Consider the following 14,631-nt stretch of genomic DNA (forward strand, 5'->3'; position numbering starts at 1 on the left):
CGGCCACTGGGCACGCGCTGTCGCCCAGACCGAACGCCCGGATCTCGCAAGCGACGCTGAGCAAGCCACCCGCGCTCTGGTGTCTGCTGCCATCCGGCGCACCAAGCGAGACGAACTCATCCACACACAGATCGACGTGACACCCGACAGCCTGCGCATCGAGGTCCACGATCCTGGCGGTTTCGACGACACCGGGGCTTCGAGACAGCCGAACTATCCAGCGCCGCCATATCCTTCGGCGCGTCCGGCGACCACACCGGGCATCGCACATGGGTCGTCCTGCGTAAGCGCAGGGAGGCGCATCATGACCCCAGACAATGATCACTGGGACATGGCAGGACAGCAGCCAAGAACAGACGCCAGCCTGAACAGCCGCTTGCGAGCGGCCGCCGAGGCGGCGACCGCCATCCGTGACATGGCGGAACCACGAAACGCCCACCACAGAGCTATGCACCTCACCCACGACGTGCGCACGACAGAGGACTCAGCCGCGCCTGACCCGGACATGCTCGGCGCATTCAGACGCTTCTACGTCTGCCGTGACCCTCTCGGCGATTGGCGAGCAAGACCCCTACCCAAACTGACCACCGAGGAGATCACCTTTGGCCTCCAGCAGGAGTTGGTGGCCCACACCTCCCTAGAACTCGCCTTCGCCTGCACATGGCAGCGGAGCCGCCGCAACGTCTACCGCTACCTGCAGGAGTACGCCGTCGAAGCGACGTGCCGTGGTCCAGCTTCCTGATCTGTCTGCACCACGGTGGGAGTCCCTGCTTCGGCCAAGGGACCGCATTCGGATCACGGAGACCTCATGCTGTGGAGCGTACGAGTGGGCCTGCCAGGGAGGCGAGTTCCTGATCCTCCGGACCAAGCAGCCAGAGGGCTACGAGGAGACGGGAAGAGGGCTCTATCAGCAGGCGCGTTCGATCTGGATGACTCTCCTCACCGAGCATGCGCAGGAACATCTCAAAGACCGACCTCGTACCGCCGCTGAGTCCAGGCGCCGCAACCGGACACCACGCGAAGAGCCCACAGCATTATCGCTGCCACGCGTCTCCTGAAAACACGGCGGGCGTGGCGGAACAGCTCCGCACTCAGTGTTTCGCCGCGCTCAAGGCCAACCTGGACGCAACGAGCAGGATGGCGTCATGCCGCGTCCCCTGGCTCCATCGAGGAAAGGACTACATCGACAGCTGACTGTGCCTCGGCGAGGTGTCGCGATGGTCGGCATGATGCCAACAGAGCTCAGCCGGTGAGGGCGGCTGGGAGTTCATCGAGGGAGTGGATGACTCGAATGTCGTTCCTGATGGCCGTGCTGTCGCTGGTGTTCGCGCGGTCGAGCCAGTAGGCGTGCAGCCCTGCTTCGTGGGCTCCTACCGCGTCTAGCGCGTACTTGTCCCCGACGTAGGCCACTTCATGCGGCTGGAGGCCGAGGGAGGTGCAGCCGGCGACGAAGATGCTCGACGCGGGCTTGGCCGCACCGTGCTGGTCAGAGCACACAAGCGTGTCGCCGAAGTAGGGCAGGAGGCCGATGACGTCGAGCTTGTGACGCTGGTGGTCGGCGGATGAATTGGAAACGATGCCGAGGCGGTAGTTGGGTGCGAGTTTCCTGAGGACGGGCTCGGCGTCGGGGAATGCCGCCCAGGCGGCGTTACGGTGAGCCTGGTATCCGGCGAACCAGGCGGAGGCTTCCTGGTCCGGCACGCTGGCGTGCGGGCTCTGCCCAACGTGGGAGAGGAATTCCCGGGTGCGTTCGCGCTGCTGTTCGGTGAACGTGAGCTCGCCGTTCAGGAAGCGGGCGTACTGCCTCTCCATGATGTTCCGCCAGAGCGCGAGTGCTGTGGTGGGGTCGGGGAACTTCTCAAGCAGTCCTTCGGCCTGCAAGTGGGCGAGCACGCCGACCTCTTCCGAAGTCGAGTAGTCGAACAGGGTGTCGTCCACATCGAAAAGCACACCCTGGATCGGCATGAGGTTGTCCCTTCTAGTCCTGGTGTAGCTGGTTCCCGCGCGCCGAGCATCCCACGGCCGCGGTGCGAAGCCTCAGTCGAGGACTTCGGTGACGGCGGGCTGGGTGGCCTTCTGATCGACGACACCCACGTCACCCCCGTGCATGACAACGGCGAACCGAACCACCACGCAGGAGATCACTCGGAACAAGTGAAGGAGCGTACTAAGCAGCGCGGGACTAGCATCATTCGATACCTAAGCGTCAAGCATCAGGTGAGTCGGGCAGGACTACATCGACGGCGCTGATCGGTGCTGGCTTGAGATGTGCCAGTCGAACCCCGATCAGTGTGAAGGCCCCAGAGCTTGCCGAGTTGATCGAGATATCGAGTACGAGCCCCGAGCGAGTATGAGCACACTCACTGGCCAGTCGGCGTAGTTAGAGTTTGGACCTTGGATCGTTGACGGCGAAAAGGTAGAGGCCGCCCGCGCCAGCGGCAGCAAGATTCTCCCCATCCGGTAGCCACGCGAGGCAACGCAGCCAACCGCTGGTGCAGACAACGATTCGACAAAGGCTATCCTCAGCGGCTTCCCATAGGCGGACGGTGCCGTCGTCTGAGGCGCTGGCCAGCCAGGTGCCATCCGGCGAGATCGCTACCGCATGAACCCAGTCGGTGTGGCCGGTGAGGATGGCGCGTTCACTGCCATCAGCCTCCCACAGGCGGACAGTGCCGTCGTCTGAGGCGCTAGCCAGCCACGTGCCATCCGGCGAGATCGTGACCGTGTTCACCGAACTGGTGTGACCGGTGAGGATGGCGCGTTCACTGCCGTCAGCCTCCCACAGGCGGACAGTGCCGCCGCCTGAGGCGCTAGCCAGCCACGTGCCATCCGGCGAGATCGCTAAGGCAAGCACTGGGGCGCGGTGGGCGAAAAGTTCGGTACGTGAGATCTCGTCCTCTCGCCACCGCACCATTTGTAGGGTCTGATCATAGGAGCAGCTTGCAACCCAGGTGCCGTCCGGTGAGATCGCTAAGGCGGTTACTACGTGGCCATGGCGTGCGAGAACAGTCGACTTGCTGCCGTCCGCTTGCCACAGGCGGACGGTGCCGTCGACTGAGGCGCTGGCCAGCCAGGCGCCATTCGGCGAGATCGCTAAAGCATTGACACGCTTGGTGTGGCCAGCGAGGGTGGCACGTTCACTGCCGTCGGCCTCCCACAGACGGACGGGTCCTTCCTCGGAGGCGCTAGCCAGCCACGTGCCATCCGGCGAGATTGCTAATGCGGTTACCGATGTGCCGTGGCCAGCAGGAGAGCTGTCTCCCTTCTTATGGCTCTCCCATAGGCGGACGGTGCCGTCATCTGAGGCGCTGGCCAGCCAGGTGCCATCGGACGAGATCATTAATGCGTCCATCGGGGCGGTGTGGCCAGTGAGAGTGGCGCGCTCACTGCCGTCGGCCTCCCACAAACGGACAGTGCTGTCGAAGGATCCGCTGGCCAGCCAGGTGCCATCGGACGAGATCGCTAACGCATAAACCGGCCCAGTGTGGCCGGCGAGGGTGGCGCGCTCACTGCCGTCAGCCTCCCACAGGCGGACAGTGCCGTCGCGGGAACCGCTGGCGAGCCAGGCGCCATCCGGCGAGATGGCCAGGCCGCAAACCGCCATATTGTGGTCGAGAGCGATGCGTTCGCTGCCATCGACTCCCCACAAGCGGACTGTGCCGTCCTCCGAGGCGCTGGCCAGCCACGCGCCATCGGGAGATATCACCAAAGCGCGAACCCAGTCGGTGTGACCGGCGAGGGTGGCGCGTTCACTGCCGTCCGCCCCCCACAAGCGGACAGTGCCGTCGACTGAGGCGCTGGCCAGCCACGCGCCATCCGGCGAGATGGCCAGGCCGCAAACCGCCATATTGTGGTCGAGAGCGATGCGTTCGCTGCCATCGACTCCCCACAAGCGGACTGTGCCGTCCTCCGAGGCGCTGGCCAGCCACGCGCCATCGGGAGATATCACCAAAGCACTGACCCAGTCGGTGTGACCGGCGAGGGTGGCGCGTTCACTGCCGTCGGCCTCCCACAGGCGGACGGTGCCGTCGTAGGATCCGCTGGCCAGCCAGGTGCTATCTGGCGAGATCGCTACCGCGAGCACTGCAGTTTTGTGGCTGAGGGTGGCGCGTTCGCTGCCGTCGGCCTCGCATAGACGGACTGTGCCGTCCTCCGAGGCGCTGGCCAGCCACGCACCATCGGGAGACATCGCCGCCGCGTGTACCTCGCCAGCGTGGTGGGGAAGGGTGCGTATCAGGCCGTTGATTACACTCTCCGGCATTAGCCAGGTCGGAGCCAGGTAAGGAATCTTGTCGCGGTAATAGCGCTGGATTTGTTCATTTAAGATGGGTAGAGAATTTAGATGAGATAGGATATTTCCGGTGCTCAGATCGCGAGATTCCAGATTCTCAAGCAGATAGCCAGATCGTGCGATAAGCCGACGACATTGGGCCGCTTGTTTTGTTGTGGAATATCTTAGATCACCTTCCATTGCCCACGGCCCCGACTGCAAGATCCGAGATACAATCCACCGAATATCGCAGGCTAGGTCATTCACTTCCTGCTGACATCCGGTGGAGTTTAAATGGTAGACGAGATGACGCCATAGGTAGTCCGCTTCGAAAGAGAGCTCCCACCACAATGTTCTTCCGGCGCCATCGGTAGGTGTGCTCGCGCGTACTGCATCTATCAACCGCAAATGACACTGCGCCCATTCCTTGCCCATCCCCTCGCTAGCCAATATGTAGGCGCGGATGACATCATGCATGCGAACCGCTGCAGTCGACCCATCTACCCATCCGATACTCACCAGCGACAGTCCGGCGAACTCATCGCACAATTGCTGCGCCTGGGCAGCGTTTAGTCCGATATTGCACCACAGCATCGCGATCAAGTCTATCGGAATATCGGCATCTTCTGGAAAGATAGCTAGTTCCATGAATCGTGCCCGAGCATCACCCGAAAGAGCTCCGAGACTGTATTCCACGGTGGCCTGAACAGCAGTTTCTCGCTGTTCCACTTCGCCGATGTCCAAGGCCATTGGCCCGGCATCCCGCAGTCGTGTGGTCGCCCGATCGGCGGCGGCGGCGACCTGAGCGCCGTTCCCCACGTCATGGAGGAGGCGTGTGTTCACCAGCGCCAGCAGCAACGGCCAGCAACCGGTCAGTCGCAGCAACTCCGCCTCGGCGTCACGCCGAAGGGGAGGCAGGTCACGCGTCAGCAGATTTCGGGCTGCCGGTGTTGGCATTGCGTCAACTTTCACCAAGTCAGACCCGTGCGGTAACGTGCGCGGCAATCGTGTAGTGACCAGCAAGCGCGACTTGTTAGCGGCTGGCAGGAACGGCTTCAATTGGCTGGAATTCCAAATGTCGTCGACCACGAGCAGTACTCGGCCACGTCTGGCGAGTACAGCGGCCAAATGATGCGACAGTAGTTCGGGGTCGGACATCGGTGGCCGGTTGCCTTCGATCGCCGTAATAATGTCGATCAGGAGTGTGGCCACGTCGGCATTGGATCGTTCTTGTCCCACTGTTATCCACACGATCCCACCTGAGAAGTGGCGACGTATCTGGTTGTTATGGCAGGCCGCCGCCGCTAATGACGTCTTGCCGAACCCTCCCGCTCCGACCAGCCCAGTGGTGATGCCGACCATCCCGCTGCCCTTGATCCGCAGCTGCTGCACCAAGTCAGCTAGTTCTGGGCGCACGACCCATCCCCGAGACAGTGGCGGTATCTGAAACAGCTCGCCGCGAAACCGCTGCTCCGCTAAGCCAGGCGCAAGCCAGGTCAACCCCATAGTTACCAGGGCAGCGACCGCCAAGGCGCCAATCCATAGGGGTCGGTTGTTTTGGACCTCGGCCGGAATATATTCACTTACTACATTGACCGGCAGCCCTACCCCAATCGCCACCACGCCCAGCAGCCCTGCCACCACAGCGGACGCAAACCTTCTGCGCGCCATCCATCACCTCGGTTGATGTTGAACCCGACCGACCATAACACCACAGCACCCTCTGTATCAGGTTATCCGCTGCGCCAGATCACGTAGGTACGCAACACCAACGTGAGGTTACATACAGGATCCTAGTTGGGCTAAAGCTGGTTATACGAGTAGCGCTGTACTCATGCATCGATAATGGCATGAAACCCGTGCATCTGGCCTATGCCGGCTCTTCGAACTTGATCAGGCTTTGAGGTTCCGCTGGAGTTCCCTCGGTTTGGTGGACACGGCAGGGCTGGCGGATAGGTGGCAGCATAGTCGCCTTCTTGGGTGTTCTTGAGCGCATGTCGGCGTTCGTATTCGGCGGGGCTGAGTTTGCCGTTGGTGGAGTGACGGCGGAGTGACGGCGGAGTGGGTTGTACAGCCCCTCGATGTAGCCGAACATCGCCCGTTCGGCCTCTGGCCTGGTCCGGAATGTGCGCCGGTCGAATTAGTTCGCACTCTAGGGACGCGAAGGCGATCGAAGTGTACTGCCTGACTGCCCTTGTCACTGTGATGGATCACTCCGGTGCTGGGGCGGCGCTGGTGGATGGCCATCGTCAGTGCGTCAGTCACCAGTTCGGTGCGTATGTGCTCCGTCTCCCGCGCGAAGAAAGCCGCCTTAGATTCAAACGATCAACGCAACGCTGCTAGTGGATGGGTGGATCGTGGCTCGGATGGGTCGGCCGGGAATGTCGGACGTGATGAAAGAAGACTTGTGGCGGCAGTGGCGCGCCGGTGACTCCATCAGCGTGATCTCCCGGGCACTGGGCAAGCCCCCGGGGTCGGTTTTCACGGTGCTGAAGCACCATGGCGGCATCGCGCCAGCCGAGCGGGTTCGCCGGGCCGACCGTTTGAGCGCCGAGGACCGGGAATCGATCTCTCGCGGCCTCGAGGCTGGAGCCTCACTACGTTCGATCGCCGTGTCGATCGGCCGTCCGGCATCGACGGTGAGCCGGGAGGTCGCCCGCAACGGCGGCCGAGTGAAGTACCGTGCGGTCGCCGCCGAGCAACGCGCTCAAGAGCAGGCACGTCGCCCAAAACCGTCCGCCCTGCAGGACAACCCGGTGCTGCGCCAGCTGGTGATCGAACTGCTCGACAACGAGTGGTCCCCGGAGCAGATCGTGGGGCATCTGCGGCTGATGCACGCCGGCAACCCGCTCATGCGGATCAGCCACGAAAGCATCTACCGCGCGATCTACACGACCCGGTGGAAAGTGATCCCGCGGGAGCTGTGCACCAAGCTGCGCACGCGCCGTCCCATCCGCAAAAACAAGAAGAACACGGTCAAGGGCCAGTGGCGATCCCAGATCACCGGGGCGCGGCCGATCGAGGAACGGCCTGACGCAGCCAACGCCCGAACCGAACTCGGCCACCTCGAAGGCGATCTCATCGTCGGAGCCAAGAACAGCCAGGTCGCGACCCTGGTCGACCGCAAGTCCCGCTACCTGACCATGGTCGCGCTACCCAGCCGTCACACCACGACGGTCATCCCCGCCCTGCAGCAGGCGTTATCGATGATGGATGCTCGCCTGCTCAGCACTCTGACCTGGGACCGCGGTATGGAACTCGCCGGCCACCGGCTGCTGACCGAAGCGACCGGCGTCGACGTCTTCTTCGCGGCACCGCGCAGCCCATGGCAGCGAGGCACAAACGAGAACACGAACAAACTGATCCGGCAATACCTACCAAAAGGCATCGATCTGAGCCTGTACAGCCAGGCCGACCTTGACGCCCTGGCCGCCCGACTGAACAACCGCCCCCGCAAGTGCCTCGGCTACCGAACCCCGGCCCAATGTGTTGCCTTGACTCCTTGAATCTAAGGCGGCCTTGCGCAAGATCTCCTTCTCCTCGCGGAGAATCTTGTTCTCACGCCGCAACCAGGCCGGCTCCACCTTCTCGGCACTTGACAGGCCGTCCTGGCGGCGGCCGTCATCCAGATCATCCCGGCGCACCCACGTACGGATCGACTGCAGGCGCGGCGAGGGATGACCATCGCCAACACTTTCTGATCGCTGACCGCCAACCTCTGAGCTGGACAGGATGTCGAGCGATATACCAAGACTCCAGACTGGTAGCCCACGGCTGGCCCACAGCCAGTGGGCGTCAACGACAACGGGCGGGACTCCGTGAGACTGGAGGCCCGCCCGTTCGTACGCTGTTCGCCCTGGTCAGCGGCCAAAACCGCCGGTCAAGATCGTGTGCCCCCTGTAGGATTCGAACCTACGCACCCGGCTCCGGAGGCCGGTGCTCTATCCCCTGAGCTAAGGGGGCTCAACGAGTGATAAGGCTACCAGCATCAGGCCACCACTCCGCACCACGATAAAGGTCCAGCCACACATCCAAGGAAAACCGCACGTGACCGCGCCACTACGGGTAGCTTTGCGGCCGTGGGCGAGGTTCTTGGCAGGGTATTGGTCGTGGACGATGACGAGGTCATCCGTCAGTTGATCGCGGTGAACTTGAGCCTGGAAGGCTTCGAGGTCGCCACCGCCACCGATGGGCAGGACTGTTTGGAGCGCGTGCTCGACGTCATGCCCGATGTCATCACGCTTGACGTGATGATGCCGTTGCTTGACGGCTGGGTGACGGCGCAGAAGCTGCGTACCGAGGAGGCGACCAGTCACATCAAGGTCGTGTTGATCACTGCTAGAGCGCAGGATGATGACAAGCGGCGCGGACGTGGCATCGGCGTTGACGCCTACCTCACCAAGCCGTTTGATCCGGCGGAGCTCATTGAGGTGGTACGTGATCTCGCGTCGGGCCCCAGGGCCTGACGGGTTCACCGTCCGCGATCGGTCGCTCGGTCAGCGACGAGGGTGAATCGGTCGACGCCGGGGAGCCCGAGGGGCTGGAAAGCCCCTCGCCCAGAGGCGAAGCCCTGGATAAAGCGCCCGAGCGAGAGCGAGGACCACGCCTTTCGGGGGGTCGAAGGGGGCGCGAGCCCCCTGGGAAACACAGCCCGACTCCCAAGCGCGAAGCGCCCATAGTGGGAGGCCCACGCTTGTCAGAGCAACCCGCGCTCCCGCCCCGCCGCAGCCGCCTGGGTGCGGGTGGAGACCTCCAGCTTTCCCAGGATGTTGGACACGTGCACGCTGACCGTCTTCTGTGCGATGAAGAGCCGCTCCGCGATCTCTCGGTTGGTCAGGCCCTCCGCCACCAGCCGGAGCACCTCGTTCTCCCGCGCCGTCAGACCCCCGTCCGCCTGTCCGCCGGTGAAGCGGGCTCGGCGGCCGAAGTCGCTCAAGGCGTTGTCCAGCGGTGCGGCCCGTAGCTTGCCCGCCGTCTCGCGGGCCTGCTCCCACTCGGACTGGGCTCCTGGCCGGTCTCCTGCTGCCAGCAGGGCCTCCGCCAGGCGCCAGCGGGCGCGGGCCGCCTCGTAGACGAAGCCGTAGTCGAACGCCGCCACCACTCGCCGCCACAGGTCCACGTCGAGCCGGCCGTGTACGCGATGCCATTCGGCCTCGGCGCGCAGGGCCCAGGCCTGGCCTTCCGGGCCCATCTGGCCGCGTTGGCCCACCGGGCCGGTTTCGACGGCGAAGCGGACGCGGGCCAGGAGGTCGTCGGCGCCTTCCACCTGGCCGAGGTCGGCGAGTGCCCACAGGGCGACGGTGGCGAGGCGTAGGGTGCCCGGGTCGCCGGGTTCGCAGGTGGCCAGGGCGGCCTCTACGTGTTCGAGGGCTACGGTGGGCTCGCCCTGCCAGAGGGCGTGCTCGGCCGCCAGCCCGCGGGACATGTAGGCGACGAGCAGATCTGACCAGAACGGTCGCAGCCAGTTGAGGCGCCCTTCGACGGCGGGCAGACCGCGGGCTACCTCGATGAACAGCGCGAACGACGACAGGACCGCCTCCGGCAACGTGCCGACGCGGGCGCCGAAGCCGGCGGCCATGGCCTCGGCCTGGTCCCACTCGCCGGCCACGTAGTGGATCAGGAAGCGGAGGAAGCGCAGGTCGGTGCCGTAGGTGCTCCAGTTGAGGCCGGTCTCGACAGCGAGTTGGATGCCGTCGTCGGCGACCTCGGCCGCCTCGGCGAGCAGGCCCTGCTCGTAGAGGAGGCGGCCATGGTGGAAGCGGGCGCGCAGATTCATGGCCAGGTCGCTGGTGTCTTCGGTGGTGGCGGTCTGCGCGAGCGAGTGAGCTCTGGCCATGTCTCCTTCGTGCTCGGCGTGCAGGGCCAGGATGAGCAGGGCGCCTACTTCGGCGTCGCGGGCGCCGACGGCTCTGGCCGTCTCGATGGCGCGGCGGGCCATGTCCTGGGCTTCGGTGTGGCGGGCGGTCCAGGTGATCGTACGGGCGTAGGTGGCCAGGGCTCGGGCGAGAGTGGCCTGGTCGGGGGCGTCTTCGACGGCGCGATCGGCGGCGGCGATGGCGCCGTCCTGGTCGTCGAGCTCGGTCAGGTAGTAGGCGAGCCGCTCGCTGACCTCGGAGGTCGGGGGCAGGGCGCGGAGCTGCTGAACGGCACGGTGGTTGTCGCCGCTGTCGGCCGCCATGACCGCGCTGCGGAAGGCCAGCGCGGCCCGGCTCTCACCGGCGAGCTCGGCGGCCTCGGGAACTCGATCCCACAGGCTCAGCGCCCGGTCGTAGTGGCTGTGGGCTTCGGCGGGCGCGCCGAGGCGCTCGGCCACCCTGCCGGCCTCCGCCGAGGCGGCCAGGGCTCCCGCGAGATCGTGGCCGGCCAGGTGGTGGTGGGCGAGCTCCGCGGGCGAGGTGAGCAGCCGAGCGAAGTCGGCGTGCAGCCTGGTGCGCTCTCCCGGCAGCAGGTCGGTGTAGACGGCTTCCTGCAGCAGAGCGTGCCGGAAGGCGTAACCGTAGCCGTCGACGCGGAGCAGGCCGCGCGAGACGATCTCGCGTACGGCCTCTTCGAAGTCGGCGAGCGGGAGCTCGGAGACCTCGCGCAGCAGTTGGTCCTCGACGCGGCGACCGGCGACCGCGGCGGCGCGCAGCACGCGCTGGCCGGGCTCGGACAGCACCTCGACCCGGGACATCAGCAGGCTGGCCAGCCCGTCGGGCAGGCTGTCGCCCTCGGCCACGGCGGCGAACAGCTCCTCGGCATAGAACGGGTTACCACCCGCCCGAGCGATGATCACGCCGAGCTCCTGGGCGTCCAGATCACCCAAGGTTGTTACGTAGTCGGACATTTCGCCGGAGTCGAGTGGGCCCAGCTCCAGGTGGGTGACGCTGGGCAGGCGCTTCAGCTCGGCCAGCACCGAACGCAGGGGATGGCGGCGATGGAGATCGTCGGTGCGGTAGGTGCCGACGACGCACACGCGCTCGGTCTGCACCATGCGACTCAGGAACACCAGCAGGTCACGCGTCGAGCGGTCGGCCCAGTGCAGGTCCTCGATCACGAACAGCACCGGCTGCACCTCGGCCAGCAGCCCCAGCAGCGAGCCGAACAGCCGCTGCTGCGTGAGCCCCGCCGAAGGCGCGCTCTCCACTCCCGGCAGCAGTTGGCCGAGCAGGGGGTGGGCGGCGACCGCGTCGCGCACGGCCGGCTCGGCACCGCGCAGGGCGTCGGCGAGCGGGAGGTACGGCAGCGTGTCGCCGAGCTCGGCGCACTGTCCGACCAGCACGTTGAAGCCACGGGAGCGGGCCTCGGCGACCAGCTCGGTGACCAGCCGGGTCTTGCCGATGCCGGCGTCACCGCCGACGAGCGCCACCTCGGCGGTGCCGTCGGCGGCGGATTCGAGCACGCGGGCGAGTCTCGCCAGCTCAGCAGCGCGCCCGACCAGGAGACCCTTCACGGCAGCAACTATGCCACGCTCGGCCGACATCCGATTGGCCCAGGAACGGGGTACCCGATTGGCCCTTAACAGCGGACCAACGCCGCTTTACGCTGATATTTCATGATCCCTTGGTCTACGTACGTGCTCTTCGTGGGCGCGTCCCTCGCACTGGTGCTCATTCCGGGTCCCAACCACCTCTACATCACCGCCAGGGGCCTCGCTCAGGGCCGGGCCGCCGGGCTGGCCAGCGCGTTCGGCGTCGAGACCGGAACGCTGGTGCACATCGCGGCCGCCGCGGCCGGGCTCTCGTACCTGATCACCAAGTCGGCGACGCTGTTCGCGATCGTCAAGTGGGCGGGGGTCGGCTATCTCGTCTATATGGGGATACGCGCTTTCACCAGCAAGGAGCAGGCCGGCACGGAGGCGCCGCCGCGGCAGCCGCTCGGCAAGGTGTTCCTCGAAGGCCTCGTGGTGAACGTACTGAACCCCAAGGTCACGCTGTTCTTCCTGGCGTTGCTGCCGCAGTTCGTGAAGCCGTCGGCGGGGTCGCCGGCGCTCCAGATCGTGGTGCTCGGCGCCACGCTTCTGTTGCTGGGGCTGATCTCCGACATGGTGTACGTGTTCACCGCCGGGGCGCTCGGCGCCCGACTCGCCGGCCGGGCCAGGGCGCTGCGTCATTTCAGCGGCGTGGTGTACCTGGGGCTGGGCGTGCTCACGGCGTTCGCCGGGAGAAAATGACCGCATGGCGCCGAGGAAGCAGCAGGAGATCTTCGACGCGACGCTGCGGCTGGTCGCGGAGAAGGGCTATGACGGTCTGACCGTCGAGGGGGTGGCCGAGCGTTCCGGCGTCAACAAGACGACGATCTACCGCTGGTGGCCGTCGAAGGCCGCGCTGCTGGGGGCCGCGTTGGTGGAGGCGGACCTGCTGGAGTTCGAGCCGCCGGACACGGGGAGCCTCCGCGGCGATCTCGTGGCGCTCGTGGAGGGGATCAGGCGGCTGCTCACCGAGCCGCCGGCCAGGGACATCGCGGTGGCCGCGCTCGGCGCCGCCGTACGCCATCCCGAGCTGGACGCGCGGAGGTTCTTCGCGGACCGGTTCGTACGGGAGCGGCAGGTCTTCGAGCGGGCGGTACGGCGGGGCGAGCTGAAGCGGTCGGTGGACCCGATGCTCGTGATCGATCTGCTGGCCGGGGCGGTGTGGGTCAGGGCGGTGTTCCGGGGGTTGCCGCTCACGGACGACTTCGCGAATCAGGCGGTGTCCGCTGTGCTGGGTGGTGTTGCGACTTAGCGGGATAAATCCGGCCGCCCGCCGACGTCCTGCGGCGCACCGCGCCGCCCACCCGTCCGCGACGTCTCAGAGGGCCTCAGCCAGGGCGGCGGGGATCCGGTCCAGCACCGGATACTGCATCAGCCCATACGCGTAGAAATCCACCGCCAACGCCCCCGCGGCCTTCGCCCCCCGAGCCTTCGCGACCAGCCGATCGGCCGAGTCGCTGTCGGGGTAACCAGGCCGCAGCACCGCGCGTACCTCACGATCCTTACCCACCGACCGCAGGTAGGCGCCCACGTCGTCGGCCACCCGAGCGGCGTCCCGCGCGTACGCGAGCACCCCGAACGCGGGCACGAGATCCCCGAGCGCCACCAGATCCACCCCGAGCTGCCACGCGTCGTGCGCGGCCAGTCCGGGCGACGGCAGCCCGTCGGTGTAGCCCTTGACCGCGCCGGTGGAGTCGATGAACACCAGCTTGGAGCCCTCTTCCGCCACCGCGGACGCCACCTCGGAGACCAGCGTGGTGACGGTCTCCGACCGGGCGCGGGCGTAGGCGACCACCTCGGGCCCCGCGTACGCCGTCAGCGCGGCCCGGGTCACCTCGCCCTGCGCGGGCGGGTCGCCGTCGAACACCCCGCCCACGATCCTGGCGCACTCCTCGCGCGCCACCTCGGCGTTGACGCCCAGGTCGGTGGCCCGGCGCATGCAGTAGTCGCAGAAGCACAGGCCGAACAGGTAGGTGTCCATCGGCCCGAGCGGTACGAAAGAACGCTGCGGCTTGAGCGGCCTGAAGTGCAGCGACTCGGCCACGACACTGTCGACGCCGAGCCGGGCGACCGCCCTGGACAGCGCGACGGCGTACTGCCGCACATCGGGATGCGCCGGGCACAGGTCGGTGAGCGAGCCGCGGTCGCCGAAGCAGTCACGTACGGTCACGTCCGGATGTTGGGTGCCGATCGTGGCATTGCGCAGGAAAACCGTCCAGCCGTGGAGCTTCAGCCCCCGCTCCGAGCATGCTTCGCGAAGGCCGTCGAGGGCGTTCTGATATCCGGCCGTCGGCCTGAGCCGCAGACCGGAGAACAGGTCCGACGGCGGGACGAAGTGCGCGCCGTCGTGGCGGAGGGTGAGCCTGGACAGTCCGTGCGGGGTGACGTCGCGGGAGGCGTGGTGCACGGCGCCGATGGTGACGCCCGCCACGCCGTAGCCGCTGATCCTGTCGAGCACCCGCTCGACGCCCTCGCCGCGCAGATCCTCGACGAAAACGTACACCGAACTGTCCACGGACCGACCTTACGCGCTCTTGTACGCGACGAAGTCGATCTCCACCAGGATGTCCAGCAGGTCCGAGCCGACGGTCGTACGGACCGGGTACGGCTGGCTGAAGTACGACTTGTACACCTCGTTGTAGGCGGCGAAGTCGCGCTTGAGGTGCTGCAGATGGACCGTGGCCTTGATCACGTCGTCGAACCCGAGGCCGTGGGCGGCGAGAATGGCGCCGAGGTTCCGCATGACCTGGTGGGTCTGGGCGGCCACGTCGTCGCCGCCGACGACCTCACCGGTCTCCGGGTCGAGCGGTCCCGCGCCCGAGGTGTAGACGAAGTCGCCCACGACCAGGCCCTGGGAGTACGCGCCGACGGGGGGTGCGCCTTCGGTGGTCTTCAATTCCTTCTTCACAAC

The 14,631-nt window shown here is 66.1% G+C and carries 10 protein-coding genes and 1 tRNA gene; 5 read left to right on the forward strand and 6 right to left on the reverse strand.

Annotated features, from left to right (window positions below; genetic code table 11):
• Window positions 1-79: 79 nt before the first annotated feature.
• The gene (locus tag ACGFNP_RS21510; RefSeq protein ID WP_393321109.1) at window positions 80-742 is read left to right on the forward strand and encodes a hypothetical protein; all 663 of its coding nucleotides are present in this window, start codon (window positions 80-82) and stop codon (window positions 740-742) included.
• 500 nt (window positions 743-1,242) lie between these two features.
• On the opposite strand, the gene ACGFNP_RS21515 is transcribed toward ACGFNP_RS21510, so the two are convergent.
• Both ACGFNP_RS21515 and ACGFNP_RS21520 read right to left on the reverse strand, forming a co-directional pair.
• Window positions 1,243-1,965: an HAD family hydrolase gene (locus tag ACGFNP_RS21515; protein ID WP_393321112.1), complete on the reverse strand. Its 723-nt coding sequence runs from the start codon at window positions 1,963-1,965 to the stop codon at window positions 1,243-1,245.
• Between the two features lie 415 nt (window positions 1,966-2,380).
• Complete coding sequence (locus ACGFNP_RS21520; protein WP_393321115.1) at window positions 2,381-5,941, reverse strand: NB-ARC domain-containing protein; 3,561 nt, start codon at window positions 5,939-5,941, stop codon at window positions 2,381-2,383.
• Window positions 5,942-6,651: 710 nt separating this feature from the next.
• On the opposite strand from ACGFNP_RS21520, the gene ACGFNP_RS21525 reads away from it, so the two are divergent.
• Window positions 6,652-7,776, forward strand: a complete 1,125-nt coding sequence (locus ACGFNP_RS21525; protein WP_393321118.1) for an IS30 family transposase — start codon at window positions 6,652-6,654, stop codon at window positions 7,774-7,776.
• Window positions 7,777-8,161: 385 nt separating this feature from the next.
• Here ACGFNP_RS21525 and ACGFNP_RS21530 read toward each other — a convergent pair.
• Window positions 8,162-8,233: transfer RNA gene (locus ACGFNP_RS21530), tRNA-Arg, on the reverse strand.
• A 116-nt stretch (window positions 8,234-8,349) separates the two neighbouring features.
• On the opposite strand from ACGFNP_RS21530, the gene ACGFNP_RS21535 reads away from it, so the two are divergent.
• On the forward strand, window positions 8,350-8,736 hold the full coding sequence (locus tag ACGFNP_RS21535; RefSeq protein WP_393321121.1) for a response regulator transcription factor: 387 nt from the start codon (window positions 8,350-8,352) through the stop codon (window positions 8,734-8,736).
• A gap of 230 nt (window positions 8,737-8,966) precedes the next feature.
• Here ACGFNP_RS21535 and ACGFNP_RS21540 read toward each other — a convergent pair whose 3' ends face one another.
• A complete protein-coding gene (locus ACGFNP_RS21540) occupies window positions 8,967-11,702 on the reverse strand; it encodes an AAA family ATPase (RefSeq protein WP_393321124.1) in 2,736 nt (911 codons plus the stop codon).
• Window positions 11,703-11,804: 102 nt separating this feature from the next.
• On the opposite strand from ACGFNP_RS21540, the gene ACGFNP_RS21545 reads away from it, so the two are divergent.
• Window positions 11,805-12,422: a LysE family translocator gene (locus ACGFNP_RS21545; RefSeq protein ID WP_358339828.1), complete on the forward strand. Its 618-nt coding sequence runs from the start codon at window positions 11,805-11,807 to the stop codon at window positions 12,420-12,422.
• 4 nt (window positions 12,423-12,426) lie between these two features.
• Entirely contained in the window at window positions 12,427-12,972 is a 546-nt protein-coding gene (locus tag ACGFNP_RS21550; RefSeq protein WP_358339830.1) for a TetR/AcrR family transcriptional regulator, read from the forward strand.
• Between the two features lie 66 nt (window positions 12,973-13,038).
• On the opposite strand, the gene ACGFNP_RS21555 is transcribed toward ACGFNP_RS21550, so the two are convergent.
• The gene (locus tag ACGFNP_RS21555) at window positions 13,039-14,235 is read right to left on the reverse strand and encodes a hypothetical protein (RefSeq protein WP_358339832.1); all 1,197 of its coding nucleotides are present in this window, start codon (window positions 14,233-14,235) and stop codon (window positions 13,039-13,041) included.
• 9 nt (window positions 14,236-14,244) lie between these two features.
• Window positions 14,245-14,628 (reverse strand): Rid family detoxifying hydrolase, encoded by a 384-nt coding sequence (locus tag ACGFNP_RS21560; protein WP_358339834.1) that lies wholly within the window; start codon window positions 14,626-14,628, stop codon window positions 14,245-14,247.
• Between the last annotated feature and the right edge of the window lie 3 nt (window positions 14,629-14,631).

Origin of the sequence: Nonomuraea sp. NPDC049269 (assembly GCF_043197155.1) — a bacterium.
Lineage (GTDB): Bacteria > Actinomycetota > Actinomycetes > Streptosporangiales > Streptosporangiaceae > Nonomuraea.

What these genes read in the sequence shown, in the direction of transcription:
- ACGFNP_RS21515 (WP_393321112.1), bottom strand. Translation starts at nt 1,965, where the DNA reads ATGCCGATCCAGGGTGTGCTTTTCGATGTGGACGACACCCTGTTCGAC.
- ACGFNP_RS21520 (WP_393321115.1), bottom strand. Translation starts at nt 5,941, where the DNA reads ATGGCGCGCAGAAGGTTTGCGTCCGCTGTGGTGGCAGGGCTGCTGGGC.
- ACGFNP_RS21525 (WP_393321118.1), top strand. Translation starts at nt 6,652, where the DNA reads ATGTCGGACGTGATGAAAGAAGACTTGTGGCGGCAGTGGCGCGCCGGT.
- ACGFNP_RS21545 (WP_358339828.1), top strand. Translation starts at nt 11,805, where the DNA reads ATGATCCCTTGGTCTACGTACGTGCTCTTCGTGGGCGCGTCCCTCGCA.
- ACGFNP_RS21550 (WP_358339830.1), top strand. Translation starts at nt 12,427, where the DNA reads ATGGCGCCGAGGAAGCAGCAGGAGATCTTCGACGCGACGCTGCGGCTG.